At 61.6% G+C, this 13745-nt stretch carries 16 protein-coding genes and 1 tRNA gene; 6 read left to right on the top strand and 11 right to left on the bottom strand.

What is annotated here, in order from left to right; genetic code table 11:
• Nucleotides 1-60: 60 nt before the first annotated feature.
• The 7 genes from rplA to FHS54_RS00610 form a co-directional block, all read right to left on the bottom strand.
• Complete coding sequence (gene rplA, locus FHS54_RS00640; RefSeq protein WP_167301862.1) at nucleotides 61-759, bottom strand: 50S ribosomal protein L1; 699 nt, start codon at nucleotides 757-759, stop codon at nucleotides 61-63.
• Between the two features lie 3 nt (nucleotides 760-762).
• Nucleotides 763-1194 carry a 50S ribosomal protein L11 gene (rplK, locus tag FHS54_RS00635; protein ID WP_167301861.1) on the bottom strand — a complete coding sequence of 144 codons (432 nt, stop codon included), beginning with the start codon at nucleotides 1192-1194 and terminating at the stop codon, nucleotides 763-765.
• A 215-nt stretch (nucleotides 1195-1409) separates the two neighbouring features.
• The gene (gene nusG, locus FHS54_RS00630) at nucleotides 1410-1946 is read right to left on the bottom strand and encodes a transcription termination/antitermination protein NusG (protein WP_167301860.1); all 537 of its coding nucleotides are present in this window, start codon (nucleotides 1944-1946) and stop codon (nucleotides 1410-1412) included.
• 81 nt (nucleotides 1947-2027) lie between these two features.
• Entirely contained in the window at nucleotides 2028-2234 is a 207-nt protein-coding gene (gene secE, locus FHS54_RS00625; RefSeq protein WP_167301859.1) for a preprotein translocase subunit SecE, read from the bottom strand.
• A 167-nt stretch (nucleotides 2235-2401) separates the two neighbouring features.
• Nucleotides 2402-2477 (bottom strand) — tRNA-Trp (locus tag FHS54_RS00620).
• A 68-nt stretch (nucleotides 2478-2545) separates the two neighbouring features.
• Nucleotides 2546-3769: a dihydroorotase gene (locus FHS54_RS00615; RefSeq protein ID WP_167301858.1), complete on the bottom strand. Its 1224-nt coding sequence runs from the start codon at nucleotides 3767-3769 to the stop codon at nucleotides 2546-2548.
• Nucleotides 3770-3801: 32 nt separating this feature from the next.
• Entirely contained in the window at nucleotides 3802-4797 is a 996-nt protein-coding gene (locus FHS54_RS00610) for an aspartate carbamoyltransferase catalytic subunit (RefSeq protein ID WP_167301857.1), read from the bottom strand.
• Between the two features lie 105 nt (nucleotides 4798-4902).
• Here FHS54_RS00610 and FHS54_RS00605 point away from each other — a divergent pair, with 105 nt between their 5' ends.
• Nucleotides 4903-5334, top strand: a complete 432-nt coding sequence (locus tag FHS54_RS00605; RefSeq protein WP_167301856.1) for a DUF488 domain-containing protein — start codon at nucleotides 4903-4905, stop codon at nucleotides 5332-5334.
• A gap of 22 nt (nucleotides 5335-5356) precedes the next feature.
• On the opposite strand, the gene FHS54_RS00600 is transcribed toward FHS54_RS00605, so the two are convergent.
• From FHS54_RS00600 to FHS54_RS00585, 4 genes are all read right to left on the bottom strand, one after another.
• Entirely contained in the window at nucleotides 5357-6121 is a 765-nt protein-coding gene (locus FHS54_RS00600; protein ID WP_208404703.1) for a TIGR02186 family protein, read from the bottom strand.
• Nucleotides 6118-7032: a sulfite exporter TauE/SafE family protein gene (locus FHS54_RS00595; RefSeq protein ID WP_167301855.1), complete on the bottom strand. Its 915-nt coding sequence runs from the start codon at nucleotides 7030-7032 to the stop codon at nucleotides 6118-6120. The genes FHS54_RS00600 and FHS54_RS00595 overlap by 4 nt, the downstream gene beginning before the upstream one ends.
• 58 nt (nucleotides 7033-7090) lie before the next feature.
• A complete protein-coding gene (locus tag FHS54_RS16380) occupies nucleotides 7091-7624 on the bottom strand; it encodes a hypothetical protein (protein WP_243855540.1) in 534 nt (177 codons plus the stop codon).
• 514 nt (nucleotides 7625-8138) lie between these two features.
• Nucleotides 8139-9524, bottom strand: coding sequence for a glycosyl transferase family protein (locus FHS54_RS00585; RefSeq protein ID WP_167302632.1), 1386 nt, complete (start codon nucleotides 9522-9524; stop codon nucleotides 8139-8141).
• A gap of 337 nt (nucleotides 9525-9861) precedes the next feature.
• Here FHS54_RS00585 and FHS54_RS00580 point away from each other — a divergent pair, with 337 nt between their 5' ends.
• The 5 genes from FHS54_RS00580 to FHS54_RS00560 all read left to right on the top strand — a co-directional run bounded on the left by FHS54_RS00580 (nucleotide 9862) and on the right by FHS54_RS00560 (nucleotide 13700).
• The gene (locus FHS54_RS00580; RefSeq protein WP_167301853.1) at nucleotides 9862-10041 is read left to right on the top strand and encodes a hypothetical protein; all 180 of its coding nucleotides are present in this window, start codon (nucleotides 9862-9864) and stop codon (nucleotides 10039-10041) included.
• 87 nt (nucleotides 10042-10128) lie between these two features.
• Nucleotides 10129-10461: a hypothetical protein gene (locus tag FHS54_RS00575; RefSeq protein WP_167301852.1), complete on the top strand. Its 333-nt coding sequence runs from the start codon at nucleotides 10129-10131 to the stop codon at nucleotides 10459-10461.
• 140 nt (nucleotides 10462-10601) lie between these two features.
• The gene (gene sucC / locus FHS54_RS00570) at nucleotides 10602-11801 is read left to right on the top strand and encodes an ADP-forming succinate--CoA ligase subunit beta (protein ID WP_167301851.1); all 1200 of its coding nucleotides are present in this window, start codon (nucleotides 10602-10604) and stop codon (nucleotides 11799-11801) included.
• A gap of 111 nt (nucleotides 11802-11912) precedes the next feature.
• Nucleotides 11913-12662 (top strand): electron transfer flavoprotein subunit beta/FixA family protein, encoded by a 750-nt coding sequence (locus tag FHS54_RS00565; protein WP_167301850.1) that lies wholly within the window; start codon nucleotides 11913-11915, stop codon nucleotides 12660-12662.
• Nucleotides 12663-12770: 108 nt separating this feature from the next.
• Complete coding sequence (locus tag FHS54_RS00560; RefSeq protein ID WP_167301849.1) at nucleotides 12771-13700, top strand: electron transfer flavoprotein subunit alpha/FixB family protein; 930 nt, start codon at nucleotides 12771-12773, stop codon at nucleotides 13698-13700.
• Nucleotides 13701-13745 lie beyond the last annotated feature (45 nt).

Genomic DNA, 13745 nt, shown 5'->3' with positions numbered 1-13745 from the left:
AAGGCCGCCTTCCCCCCGCAAAGAGGGAAGGCGGCCCCTTTATTGATTATCCGCGAGGGATCAGGCCGAAGCGACTTCCGCCACATCGACCTTCACGCCCGGGCCCATCGACGACGACAGGGCGATCTTGCGGACATATTTGCCCTTCGAACCCGACGGCTTCGCCTTGACGATCGCGTCGACGAAAGCGTCGAAATTCTTGCGCAGGTCGTCCTGAGTGAAGCTGGCCTTGCCAAGGCCGGCATGGATGATACCGGCCTTTTCAACGCGGAACTCGATCTGACCGCCCTTGGCAGCCTTGACCGCTTCGGCGACGTTCGGCGTCACGGTGCCCAGCTTCGGGTTCGGCATCAGGCCCTTGGGACCCAGAACCTTACCTAGACGGCCGACCAGGCCCATCATGTCGGGGGTCGCGATCACGCGCTGGAAATCGATGTTGCCAGCCTGGATCGATTCCAGCAGGTCTTCCGCACCGACAACATCAGCGCCAGCGGCGGTTGCCGCTTCAGCCTTGTCGCCACGGGCGAACACGGCGACGCGAACGGTCTTGCCGGTGCCAGCGGGCAGAGTGACAACGCCACGGACCATCTGGTCGGCGTGACGCGGATCGACGCCCAGGTTGATCGCGATTTCGACGCTTTCGTCGAACTTGGCGGTCGCATGGGTCTTGATCAGGCCCAGCGCTTCGTCAACGCCGTGCAGCTTTTCGCGGTCAACCGCAGTGGCGAGAGCCTTCGCCTTCTTCGTCAGCTTTGCCATGTCTTAGCCCTCCACCACTTCGAGGCCCATCGCGCGAGCGGAGCCTTCGATGATCTTCGTCGCTGCGTCGATGTCGTTCGCGTTCAGGTCAACCATCTTGGCCTGGGCGATTTCAGCGAGCTGGGCGCGCGTGATCTTTCCGGCAGTAACCTTGCCAGGTTCCTTGGAACCCGACTTCAGGTTGACGGCCTTCTTGATCAGGTAGGTGGCGGGCGGCTGCTTCGTGACGAAGCTGAACGAACGGTCCGCATAGACGGTGATGATGGTCGGCAGCGGCGTGCCCTTGTCCATCTTTTCCGTCGAGGCGTTGAACGCCTTGCAGAATTCCATGATGTTCACACCGCGCTGACCCAGCGCCGGACCGATCGGCGGCGAGGGGTTGGCGGCTCCAGCGGGCACCTGGAGCTTGATATAGCCCGTAATCTTCTTGGCCATTTTCACTCTCTTTCAAGTTAAGCGGTCAAGCAGCTCCCGAAGGAACCTCCCGCACATGCTAACCTCGCCCCTTCAGGGGAGAGGATAGGAAGTCTTAGCGGCTCGCCGCTTAGACCGATTTGGAGAGGGGGTTAGCCCTCTCCCGCTGCGACTAACCTCGCCTTGCGGCTCGGTAAGTCTCGCTGCCCTCTCCCGCTTGCGGAAGAGGGAGATATTTACTTCGACAGTTCGACCTGTTCGAAGTCCAGTTCGACCGGCGTGGCGCGGCCGAAGATCGACACGGACACCTTGACGCGGTTCTTTTCGAAATCCAGTTCCTCGACCGTGCCGTTGAAGCTGGCGAAGGGACCGTCCAGCACCTTGACGCTGTCGCCGATTTCGTAATCGACGCTGACCTTGTGCTTGGGCGCTGCTTCGGCTTCCTTGCGGGCACCGAAATAGCGGGCAGCCTCGGTCTCGCTGATCGCCTGCGGCTTGCCGGAGGACCCCAGAAAGCCCGTCACCTTCGGCGTGTTCTTGACGAGATGGTAGATGTCGTCGTTCAAGGCCAGCTTGGCGAGGACATAGCCGGGCATGAACTTGCGTTCGACCTGCACCTTTTTGCCGCGCTTTACTTCGGTCACGGTCTCGGTGGGGACTTCCACCTGCTCGACCAGTTGGGAGAGGCCCATGCGCTCGGCTTCGGACAGGATCGATTCCTTGACCTTGTTTTCGAAGCCCGAATAGGCGTGGATGATGTACCAGCGCGCCATGTTACCGTCTCAAACTCCCGTCAGAGCGATTTCGAAGCCGGTCGGACCGGCTGGATCGGAAATCGCGCCACAAATAATTCCTCAGGCCTGATCGGCGGCGAACGCCAGCAGCCACTGAACGATCGCGCCGAAGAAGGTGTCGATGCCAAAGAAGAAGAGGCCGAGGATCGTCGTCATGATGGCGACCATTATTGCGGTCATCACCGTTTCGCGGCCGGTTGGCCATACGATCTTCGACGCTTCGGTCTTCACCTGATTGACGAATTCGCCCGGAGAAACCTTCGCCATCAATGCCTCTAAACCTTCGAACCAAACACCAAAGCGCGAAGCAACAGTCCGCCCTCCGGACCCCGCCATGTTGGCGTCCCGGGGTGCGGCCGCTCGCTTCGCGACCCATCTTCGCTTGGCCGCCTAGCCCCGAACCCCTGAGAAATCAAGGATAAGCAGACGCGACGTGGCAGGAGTGGAGGGACTCGAACCCCCGGCATTCGGTTTTGGAGACCGACGCTCTACCAGCTGAGCTACACTCCTGTGCCGGCGAAGGACGGCGCTTTAGCGTGGCCTGTCGGGGAGGGCAAGGGAGATAATCACGCCTCCTCTCAAAGGAAAACGCCGCCTTTCATGATGCGGCGCGCACGGCCTTGCACCGGCATCCGGTCGAAGGGTGTGTTTCCTGCCTGAGCCGCCATTCGTTCCGAGTCCACGATCCAGGGTGCATCGGGGTCGATGAAGATGAGATCCGCCGCGCTGCCCCGCGCAAAGCTGCCTGCGTCGACGCCCAATATCCGTGCGGGATTGGCACTCAGCAGGGCCATGAGCCGGTTCAGCGACACATGCCCGTCGCGGACCAGGTTGAGCGACAGGGCAAGCAGCGTTTCTGCCCCCGCCATGCCGGGGGCGGCGTCCGCAAAGGGCAGCCGCTTGTCTTCCGGCCCCCTGGGGTCATGGCTGGAGGTGATCACGTCGACCGTCCCGTCGGCCACCGCCGCGATAGAGGCCTTTCGATCATCCTCCGACCGCAGGGGTGGCGACATCAGCGCAAAGGTGCGAAAATCCGTGACCGCATTATCGGCCAGGAAAAGATAGGCAGGACTGATGCCGCAAGTGACCTTCAGCCCCTCCGCTTTGGCGGCGCGCACCAGGTCGAAGCCTGCCTTCGTCGTGACGAGCCGGAAGTGGATGGCTGCTCCGGTCACGCGCGCCAGCATGATATCGCGCGCAATCGCCATGGCTTCCGCGCAGGCGGGGGCATGCGGCAGGCCGAGGCGGGTGGCTGTTTCGCCGCTGGTTGCAACGGCTTTCCCGGCGAGCCCGCCATCTTCCGCATGAGTGATGACCGTCAGTCCCAGGCCCGACGCATAAGCAAGCACGCGCATCATCACGCCGGAATCTGCGATCCACTGCCGTCCCGTGCCGACCGCCTTGGCTCCCGCCGCCTGCATCATGCCAATTTCGGCGAGTTCGGTCCCTTTCAGCGCACGGGTTGCAGCTGCAATCGGGTGAACCCAGAAATCAGGTTTGCCCGTCCGGGTCGCTTGCCGGATCAGACCCGATTCATCCAGCGGGGACGATTGGTCGGGCATCAGGGCCGCTCGGGTTATCCCGCCGAAGTGGAAGGCTGGCTTGTCCGTCGCAAAGACGCCCAGGTCGACGAGGCCCGGAGCCACCACGAGGCCTGCTGCGTCGATCCGCTCCGCGCCGTCGGGCACGGGGACATCGCCTACAGCGACGATATGGTCGCCTTCAATCAGGATGACGCCGCTGCCGAGCGCCTGACCAGCCGGGTCTGCCAGCTTTCCGTTGACGATGGCGAGCTTGCTCATGCCCAGGGACCCCTTGTTATTGGCTGGAATGTTCAAGACCATCCCTCCACGCCGCGCGCGCCGCGGGTCAGCACATCCAGGCATGCCATGCGGATGGCGACCCCCATTTCCACCTGTTCGGTAATGGCCGACCGTTCAGGATGATCCGCGACGACGCTGGAGATTTCGACCCCGCGGTTCATCGGCCCGGGGTGCATCACCAGAGCGTCCGGCTTGGCAATGGCAAGCCGTTCAGGCGTCAGGCCGTAGAGCATATGATATTCGCGTGGCGAGGGGATGAAAGCTCCGTCCATGCGCTCATTCTGAAGCCGCAGCATCATCACCACATCGGCACCGTCGAGTCCATCATCCATGCGGTAGAATGGTGTAGCGCCCAGCATCTCCACCTCTGGCGGCATTAGTGTCGGTGGGGCTACCGCCCGAACCTGAGCGCCGAGTGCGGCAAGGCAAAGCATGTTGGACCGGGCGACCCGGCTGTGCAGCACGTCGCCACAGATCGCGACGATCAACCCTTCAAATCCACCTTTACGCCGACGAATGGTCAGCGCGTCGAGCAAGGCCTGGGTCGGGTGCTGGTGCCAGCCATCGCCTGCATTCAGCACCGGGCAGTCCACCTTGTCCGCGATGAGCGCCACCGCCCCGGAACTGGCATGGCGGATGACGATGACGTCAGCAGCCATGGCGTTCAGCGTCATCGCGGTATCGATCAGGGTCTCGCCCTTCTTCACGCTCGACTGGCCCGCATGCATGTTCACGACATCCGCGCCCAACCGCTTGCCCGCGATCTCGAAAGACAGCAGCGTCCGCGTGCTGTTTTCGAAAAAGGCGTTGATCTGCGTCATTCCCGCCAGTCGGTCATCATGCTTGCGCGCATTGTCGCGATTGGTCTTCGCCCAATGTTCCGCCTCATCAAGCAGGAAGCGGATTTCCCAAGGCTTCAGGTCCGCGATGGACAGCAGATGCCGATGCGGAAACAGCGCCCGACCAGTCAGGTCAGGCGAGGCGGATGGAACGGTGATGTCGGGCATGAACGGACCCTTTAAGCGAGGCTGGGAAAGAGGGCAAGATGGACGGGCAAAGCCTTGTGGCAGGCGCCCTGTTGGAAAGTCGTCCTTCCTCCCTATCTTGCCTGCATGCGCATTTTCACGATCGGATATGAAGGGGCCACGCAGGCGGACGTCATCGCCGCGCTCCAGCAGGCGGGCGTGACGCTGTTGGCCGATGTCAGGGCGGTGCCATTGTCCCGGCGACCCGGCTTTTCGAAGAATATATTGGCAGCCGGGCTTCGGGAGGCGGGGATAGACTATGTGGGTTTGAAAGCGCTGGGAACGCCGCCTGCGGGCCGGGAGGCTGCGCGCAAGGGCGACCATGCGAAGCTGCGGGAGATTTATGCGGCGCAGCTCGATCTGCCTGAGGCGCTGGTCCAGTCGGAGCAGCTTCGCGAGATGGCGGCTGAGCGGCCGACGGCCCTCCTGTGCTTTGAGCGGGAGGCAAGCGCCTGCCATCGGTCGCTTTTGCTGGAAATGCTCTTTGCGACGGATGAGCGTGTCGACCTCAACCCCTGAGGATTGTGCAGCGGCCTGACGCTCAGAACCGGCGCGCAATCGCTCCGGCGGCCCAGCCCATGCCAACCGCCAGCGCTATGGCGGCCAGACCATAGAGGAAGGGCCATTCCTCCGCCGCTACCGCCATGAACTGTTCAAAGCCGGATTTGCGGATGGTGATGTCCCGGACAGCAGCGGCCACTACGCGGCCATCCTGCACCAGGAAGGTTTCTGCGGTATAGTCGCCCACGATGACCCGCGCCGATAATGGCAGGCGGGCGCGATACAGAACGCCTTCTGTGATTTCCACCGTGCCTGCGCGCTCGACATACAGCCCAGCGCGTTCGCGAAGGTCGATCAGCCCCGCCTGGAACCGGTCGAGCTCCGCGCTTTCATTGAGGGAGGAGGGGGAAAGCTGGAGCTTTTCCACGCCCATTTCGTAGATAGCGGCGGTGCGCTGGTCCACGACCTGTTCGATTGGCCGGGAAGAAGCCATCGCGTAGAAACTGGGGGCGGAGCGGAAGCGGGCCGTGTCGGCATTGATCCAGATGCCCGCCACCTTCTGCTTTTCACGCATGGTGATCGACTGGTCGGGACCTTTCAGGACAACCAGAATATCGGCGGGCTTTTTGGGTTGCCGCCCGTCAGGATAGACGATGGCTCCAAACAGCAGCAGGTCCGCGCCGGTGAAGCTGTACTGAATTTCCACCTCGCGCTGGGATACGTCGGGGACCAATATGGGCTGGTCCGCGGCGCTCAAAAGCAGCAGGGCAGGCGCGAGCAGCAGCCGACGCGCGCGGCGGTTCAACGGACTTCAACCGTGTAGATTTCGTCCGGCCGGAACCCCAGGCCCAACGCCATGCGGGCGGCCACCAGAAGGACGATAGCGGCCAAAAGAATCCGCAGATATTCGGGCCGCACCGTCATGGAAATGCGCGTGCCGATCTGCGCGCCCGTGACGCTGCCGATCAGCAATAGCATGGCGAGCACCAGGTCGACCGCCTTTGTCGTCAGGGCGTGCATCATGGTCGTCGCCATCGTAACGAACAGGATCTGGAACAGCGATGTGCCCACCACCGATTGGGTCGTCATCCCCAGAAGGTAAAGCATGGCGGGAACCAGAATGAAGCCGCCGCCGACGCCCAGCAACATGGTGAGGATGCCAGTTGCCATGCCGAGCAGCAGCGGCGCCAAGGGAGAAATATAAAGGCCTGAACGGTAGAAACGCCAACGCATCGGTAGAGCTGCGACGAGTGGATGATGACGCCGCTTGCGCGCTGCGAGGCGCTTTCCCGTCTTGAGCGCGACCAGCGCCTGAATGGATTCCTTCGCCATCAGCATGCCGATGCCGCCCAGCATCAGCACGTATAGGATGCCGATCATGGTGTCGATCTGGCCCAGCGCCTGAAACAGGCGGAACAGGAAAACGCCGATGACCGCTCCGACAACGCCGCCCGCGGTCAGGACCGCGCCCATGCGGACGTCCACCGTACCGCGCGCCATGTGGGTAAAGACGCCGGAGACGCTTGCGCCGGTCACCTGACTCGCTGCGGAAGCCGCGGCTACCGTCGGTGGGATGCCGTAGAAGATGAGCAGCGGCGTCGTCAAAAAGCCGCCGCCCACGCCGAACATGCCCGACAAAAGGCCGACCACGCCGCCCAGGGCGATGATCACCAGCGCATTGACCGACAAGTTGGCGACAGGCAGGTAAAGATCCATTGAGCCATGGAGTTAAGCCCAATGCGCGGCGAGATAAAGGCGGCGGTGCGTTAGATGATTAAAAATCAGCGCCCAGCGTGACGGCCAGGCCCGATGGCGGCGCTGCGCGGCCTGCGACGCGGGCCCGCCATTCTACGCTCATGCGGGCGGCCATGCGCGGTAGCGGCAGGCGCATTTGTAGTTCCGGGCCTATATCCAGCCGTTCTACAGTCGGCTGTGCTCCTCCCGAAACGCTGGCACCCAGTTTGAGCGGCGACTTCGCAATCGGGGTGAGTAGCGACAACTTGCCGTCAGCAAACAGATCCCGTGCGCGAAATCCGACCACGCCGCCCTGGACATAGGCCTCGCCCTCCAGTCCGGGGAGAAGCTGCGTTGGTCCAAAGCCGCCGACCGCCAACAGGGCATTGGCGTTTCGCGCACCGTTGCCGACCGCGATCCTGCGTTCTGCGGCAAAGGTGATCATGATTGTCCTGACAGGCTGCCAACTGACGCCCAAGGCCGCTTCAGGCGAGGCGGGGTTGTTCAACGCGGCGCTGAAGCGCCCGTAAAGGGCGGCGCGGCCCGGCGCGCTGGGCGTGAGATCATAGTCCATTCGCATGCCCGCCTGCGATCCGCCCAGTCGTCCGACGGGTATCGCATCCGCTGGCGGGGAACTGCCTTCGCGCCACAGCATCCACGCGCTGCCCTGCCATGGGGTATTTCGGCCAGGATTTGGGAATGTCGCCAAAATGATGGGTGGAAGGGTGGGCCGAGAGGTCACGTCATTGCCTGGGCGGGTGTCGTGATACGCTAAAGAATTGTTTTGAGTTGCCTCTGGAATGGGCAGAAAAGGTCGGTTCTGCGCCCTCTTCGGCTTTGGCGCTGGTGCGCCCAGCGAAACAGAGTGAGGCCGTTGATGAAGAAGAGGGGCCGCTTCACGCGCCGCTGTATGCTGGAATGTCCAGGCTGTCCCGGCAAAGAATGGAGGCGGTTTACGCGGCGCAGGCCGGGCAGGCGGGGCCGGCCCCTCCGTCATCCCGCTGAATAGCCGGACGACAGCCCAGCTGCTCATCAGCAGGATAAAGAAGCGAACCGGGCGTCCGCTAGAGCTGCTTCTCATGCGAATCTTACATTGGTGGGAAGCGGTGCTGCGTCTTTTCCCAAACCAGTGATTTGCCAAACAGCGAATCGAGATAGCGGGAAACGGCGCGCCGGGCGGCGAACAGGGAGATTAAATTGGCCAGGAAGGTGCGGGGAATCGCCCCCAGCCCATAGCGCCAGCCATATTCCCGGCTGACGAAGACCACGCGCATGATGACGCGCCAGGACAGGAACGCAAAATTGGTCCAGAGCAGCAGTTCGACGGTGGGGGAAGGCCGATAGGCGCGCCCCAGACCGAACCAAGCGCCGACATGCAGAATGCACCAAAGGAGAAATGCGATGTAAGCGGCAAACAGAATGAAGGCGGCCAGGGCCGCGCGCCGATCCCGGATCCGCATCCACCATTCCGTCGGCCCGTCGCCCCATCCCATCCGGTCCCACCCTGCGAGCGAAATTCCGATGATCCAACGAGCCTTCTGCCGAACTGCGGCGCGCAGGCTGTCAGGAAAATACTCCCGCGTGGCAACCAACTGCCCATCAATGTCGCGCATGCGGACGAAAACGCCGCGACCGCCCATGTCGGCGATGCGCAGGCCCACCTCATAATCTTCGGTCAGGGAAATGGGATCGAAAGGGCCGCCATTGGCCGGATCGAACAACTTCTCCAAAGTGTCGCGGGCAAAGGCGCAAGCCACTCCGGCGGACGGCATGGACGCGCCCATCGCTTCGCGAACAGTCAAAGACTTTCCGTGGCTCTCGGCAAACTCATCACAGTAATGATTGGCGATCGCTCGCGACCACCATCCGCCTTGTCCGGGAAGGGGGAGGACCGGCAGTTGCACCAAGGGAAACCGGTCGATCATCATGTCGAACAGGCGGATTTCGTCGGCATGAACCACATCTTCCGCGTCGTGGAGGGCAATCGCCTTGAAACGGCAGCCCGTGCGGCCTTCTTCCTTCAACATGGCGCGCCACAACAGATTCAGGCAGTCAGCCTTCGTTGTGGGGCCGGGCTTTTCATTGACGCAGAGGGTGAGGCGCGGTTCATTTTCGGCGATCTGCGCAACAACATTTAAAGTGGCATCGTCATTCGGATAAACGCCGATAAAAATGAGATATTGTCCTATTTTCCATTGCGCCAGGGCATTGCGGAGCATCGGGCCGATCACATCCGCCTCGCGCCAGGCCGGGATGAAGATGGCGATCCGGCCAGGGTTCGGTGATGCGGGAAGCGTTGCCGTGGTCATACGGGCATACCGGGAATAGACAGTAAGATTGCGCCACCCGCGCCGACACAGGAAAACCGCATCCACTATAAAATCGTCGATCCCGCCCAAGGTCAGGCCCACGACCGCGAACAGCAGGATTTCATGATGAATGATCGCCAGAGTGGCGACCAGCATTTCCCCCATCGTCAACCGCCCCCTGATCAAGTTGCGCGGTTGCCATCACGCGGTCTTGATTTCAATCATCTTTTTGAATTTTTCCTTGCAAAGCCAAAAGGTTGTTCTGACCATCCTAAATGCACCAGCCGGCATGCACGGCCTGAATGGCCGGGTTGTGTCCAGCTTATGACGACAAAAATTTGGCCAATTCCGACGCCGGATTTTCCGTTGGAATGCTCCTTCAGTGCGCCAGAGCGAGTCGCTAGCGCTTGGAACGGCTGCTATGGTCATTATCGGAAAGACGACTCGTCAAGGGTCGCGGCCCCCCACCAGTGTCTTTGAACGATAAGATAGGAGGGAGTGAATGACCGGAGAAAAGGATGTCAATTACCTACTGCGCAGGCAGCAGGTCTCTCTGATCCGGGCTCAATTGAGCCGTTCTCAACAGGGAAGGGTCGCTTATGAAAGCCTCGCACGTGGCTATTCCGATCAGATCGATGCCTATCGGCGCGAAAACGCCAAGCTGGTGAATTTGGCCCACTGAATTCGCTGATGTCCCTAGCGGAATCTGTGACGATCTGTTTCTCAATCGTTTATCCTGCGTTCAGGCACTCGGAGTCATGAGCGGGGCATGACAGGTCGATTGATTTGTGGCCTTGGCCACCTGCTCCCCGCTATGCTTTTCCTTAATTCGTGTGCCACGCTGTCGCCGGAAGCGCGGGTGCGCGCCGGCCTGATGGATGCCGGGCTTCCCCCAGCCACTGCCAGTTGTATGGCGGAAAGGATGGTCGACCGGCTTAGCCTGCCGCAGCTTCGGCGGATCCAGTCACTCGCCTCGCTCCGCAACTCACACATGGAAGAGCTGACCGTCGACCGTTTCCTCCGCAAGCTGCGAGCGCTGGAGGATCCCGAGATATTCGTCGTGACCAGCAAAGCGGCCATAGCCTGCACCCTGCTAGGGTGATTTCGCAACAATCGACTGCGCAAGTCAAAATCGATTTGGCAATTTTGCAAAGTGAATTTGCGAAATGATGCTGGAGTCCCGGATGGCCATGTGCTTTAGCCGCCAGAACAGCTTTGCAGCGAAAGGACGGGGCCGGGCCCATGAACATTCACGAATATCAGGCCAAGGAACTTCTGGCGAAATATGGCGCGCCGATTGCTGCCGGCCACGCCGCCTTCACAGTTGAAGAAGCCGTCGAAGCCGCCAAGAAGCTGCCCGGGCCGCTCTATGTTGTGAAGTCGCAGATCCATGCGGGCGGTCGCGGCAAGGGCAAGTTCAAGGAACTGGCCCCTGAAGCGAAGGGCGGTGTCCGCCTGGCATTCAACCTGGATGAGGTGAAGGCGCACGCCACCGACATGCTGGGCAATACGCTGGTTACCATCCAGACCGGCGATGCGGGCAAGCAGGTCAACCGTCTCTATGTCACTGATGGTGCCGATATCGCCAAGGAATTCTATCTTGCGCTGCTGGTCGATCGCGCGACCAGCCGCATCGCCTTCGTCGTTTCGACCGAAGGCGGCATGGATATCGAGGAAGTCGCTCATTCCACGCCCGAGAAGATCCACAGCTTCTCGGTCGATCCCGCGACTGGCTTCATGCCCCATCATGGTCGTTCGGTCGCCGCCGCGCTGGGGCTGACCGGGGACTTGGCGAAGCAGGCCGCCAAGGTCGCGTCTTCGCTCTACGCCGCGTTCCTTGACACCGATGCAGAGCAGATCGAAGTCAATCCGCTGGCTCTAACCGAGCAGGGCAATCTGCTGGTGCTCGACGCCAAGGTCGGCTTCGACGGCAACGCCATGTTCCGCCACAAGGACATCGCCGAGCTGCGCGACCTGACCGAGGAAGATCCGGCGGAAGTCGAAGCGAGCGAATATGACCTCGCCTACATCAAGCTGGATGGCAACATCGGCTGCATGGTCAACGGCGCTGGCCTTGCCATGGCGACGATGGACATCATCAAGCTGAACGGCGAATTCCCCGCCAACTTCCTGGACGTCGGTGGCGGCGCTTCCAAGGAGAAGGTGACCGCAGCCTTCAAGATCATTCTGAAGGACCCGGCGGTGAAGGGTATCCTCGTCAACATTTTCGGTGGCATCATGAAGTGCGACATCATTGCCGAGGGCATCGTCGCCGCCGCCAAGGAAGTTGATCTGTCGGTTCCGTTGGTCGTCCGCCTGGAAGGCACGAACGTCCAGCAGGGCAAGGACATTCTGGCATCGTCGGGCCTGGCCATCGTCCCTGCGGACGACCTGGGCGACGCAGCCAAGAAGATCGTGGCGGAAGTGAGGAAGGCAGCCTGAGGCACTTTCCAGCCATTTGAACAGACACATGGGGCGCAGGCGGTCTTTTGAGGGCCGCCTGCGTCCTTGTCCGCATATGCGGGCTGTGGCGTAAAACGAAAGGATGTTGCGATGAAGATCCTTGTGCCCGTGAAGCGGGTCATTGACTATAATGTGAAGCCGCGGGTGAAGGCCGACGGCACGGGCGTCGATCTGGCGAACGTCAAGATGAGCATGAACCCGTTCGACGAGATCGCGGTCGAGGAAGCCATCCGGTGCAAGGAAAAGGGCGTGGCGACCGAGGTCGTGGCGGTGTCGATCGGCGTCGCCAAGGCGCAGGAGACGCTGCGCACGGCGCTGGCGATGGGCGCAGACCGCGCGATCCTGATCCAGACGGATGATGAAGTCGAACCGCTGGGCGTCGCCAAGCTGCTCGCCAAGGTGCAGGAAGAGGAAGGCGCTGGCCTGATCATCCTGGGCAAGCAGGCCATCGACGACGACAGCAACCAGACCGGCCAGATGCTGGCCGCGCTGCTGAACCTGCCGCAGGGCACCTTCGCGTCGAAGGTCGAGGTTGAGGGCGACAAGGTCAGCGTGACCCGCGAAGTCGATGGCGGCCTGGAGACGGTGAAGCTCAACGTCCCTGCGATCGTCACCACCGACCTGCGTTTGAACGAGCCGCGCTATGCGTCGCTGCCCAACATCATGAAGGCGAAGAGCAAGCCGCTCGCGACCAAGACGCCTGCTGATTATGGCGTGGACGTCGGCGCCCGTCTGGAGACGCTGAAGGTGGTCGAACCGGCCAAGCGCTCGGCTGGCGTCAAGGTGGCCGATGTCGATGAACTGGTCGCGAAGCTGAAAGCTCTGGGCGTCGCTGCCTGACCATCATTCCAAGCCCGTTCGGGCTGAGCCTGTCGAAGCCTGCTTCCTTTCAAGAGAAGAAAGGCCCTTCGACAAGCTCAGGGCGAACGGTGATAGAGGATCGAGAATATGAAGACTCTGGTATGGGTTGAACATGAGGGCGGCACCGTCAAGGACGCGACCCTTTCCGCCGTCACCGCCGCTGCGAAGCTGGGTGAAGTGCATCTGCTGGTCGCTGGCGCTGGCGTCGGCGGCGTGGGTGAAGCAGCCGCGAAGATTGCCGGCGTGGGCAAGGTCCATGTCGCCGATGATGCGGCTTTCGGTCACGCGCTGGCCGAAAATGTCGCGCCGCTGGTCGTTGAACTGATGGGTAGCCATGACGCCTTCGTCGCGCCGGCCACCAGTACGGCCAAGAATATCGCGCCGCGCGTCGCGGCTCTGCTGGACGTGATGCAGATCAGCGACATTCTCTCTGTTGAGAGCGAAGACACGTTCACACGCCCGATCTACGCGGGCAATGCGATCGCGACGGTCAAGTCTAAGGACGCGAAGAAGGTCATTACCGTTCGCGGCACCGCTTTTGAGAAGGCTGCCCGTGAGGGCGGTTCGGGTGCGGTGGAAGCTGTTGCTTCGACGGGTGACAAGGGCATTTCGTCCTTCGTCGGTGCTGAGATCGCCAAGCAGGAGCGACCGGAACTGACTTCGGCCAAGATCATCGTGTCGGGTGGCCGTGCGTTGAAGGATGGCGAGACCTTTGAAGAGGTCATTTATCCCTTGGCGGACAAGCTGGGCGCGGCGGTTGGTGCTTCGCGTGCTGCCGTTGACGCCGGCTATGTGCCCAACGACTATCAGGTCGGGCAGACCGGCAAGATCGTCGCGCCGGAAGTCTATATCGCTGTCGGCATTTCCGGCGCGATCCAGCATCTGGCGGGGATGAAGGATAGCAAGACCATCATCGCCATCAACAAGGATGAGGATGCACCGATCTTCCAGGTTGCGGACATCGGTCTAGTGGGCGATCTGTTCAAGGTGGTTCCGGAATTGACGAGCAAGCTTTAAGCCGCGGCTCGGAGAAACGGGAAGGGCGCGGCTGTGATGGCCGCG

Origin of the sequence: Sphingobium vermicomposti, from assembly GCF_011762025.1 — a bacterium.
In the GTDB taxonomy this organism is placed as follows: Bacteria; Pseudomonadota; Alphaproteobacteria; order Sphingomonadales; family Sphingomonadaceae; genus Sphingobium; species Sphingobium vermicomposti.
Note: the sequence above shows the minus strand (reverse complement) of the source record. Positions and strands in the feature narration are given on the sequence as shown.

Excerpts from the sequence above, each read along its gene's own strand:
- FHS54_RS00595 (WP_167301855.1), bottom strand. The coding sequence starts at position 7,032 with ATGGATCTTTACCTGCCTGTCGCCAACTTGTCGGTCAATGCGCTGGTG.
- FHS54_RS00565 (WP_167301850.1), top strand. The coding sequence starts at position 11,913 with ATGAAGATCCTTGTGCCCGTGAAGCGGGTCATTGACTATAATGTGAAG.
- FHS54_RS16380 (WP_243855540.1), bottom strand. The coding sequence starts at position 7,624 with ATGGACTATGATCTCACGCCCAGCGCGCCGGGCCGCGCCGCCCTTTAC.
- FHS54_RS00580 (WP_167301853.1), top strand. The coding sequence starts at position 9,862 with ATGACCGGAGAAAAGGATGTCAATTACCTACTGCGCAGGCAGCAGGTC.
- FHS54_RS00585 (WP_167302632.1), bottom strand. The coding sequence starts at position 9,524 with ATGGGGGAAATGCTGGTCGCCACTCTGGCGATCATTCATCATGAAATC.
- secE (WP_167301859.1), bottom strand. The coding sequence starts at position 2,234 with ATGGCGAAGGTTTCTCCGGGCGAATTCGTCAATCAGGTGAAGACCGAA.
- FHS54_RS00605 (WP_167301856.1), top strand. The coding sequence starts at position 4,903 with ATGCGCATTTTCACGATCGGATATGAAGGGGCCACGCAGGCGGACGTC.
- FHS54_RS00610 (WP_167301857.1), bottom strand. The coding sequence starts at position 4,797 with ATGCCCGACATCACCGTTCCATCCGCCTCGCCTGACCTGACTGGTCGG.
- FHS54_RS00575 (WP_167301852.1), top strand. The coding sequence starts at position 10,129 with ATGACAGGTCGATTGATTTGTGGCCTTGGCCACCTGCTCCCCGCTATG.
- FHS54_RS00615 (WP_167301858.1), bottom strand. The coding sequence starts at position 3,769 with ATGAGCAAGCTCGCCATCGTCAACGGAAAGCTGGCAGACCCGGCTGGT.
- sucC (WP_167301851.1), top strand. The coding sequence starts at position 10,602 with ATGAACATTCACGAATATCAGGCCAAGGAACTTCTGGCGAAATATGGC.
- rplK (WP_167301861.1), bottom strand. The coding sequence starts at position 1,194 with ATGGCCAAGAAGATTACGGGCTATATCAAGCTCCAGGTGCCCGCTGGA.
- nusG (WP_167301860.1), bottom strand. The coding sequence starts at position 1,946 with ATGGCGCGCTGGTACATCATCCACGCCTATTCGGGCTTCGAAAACAAG.
- FHS54_RS00560 (WP_167301849.1), top strand. The coding sequence starts at position 12,771 with ATGAAGACTCTGGTATGGGTTGAACATGAGGGCGGCACCGTCAAGGAC.
- rplA (WP_167301862.1), bottom strand. The coding sequence starts at position 759 with ATGGCAAAGCTGACGAAGAAGGCGAAGGCTCTCGCCACTGCGGTTGAC.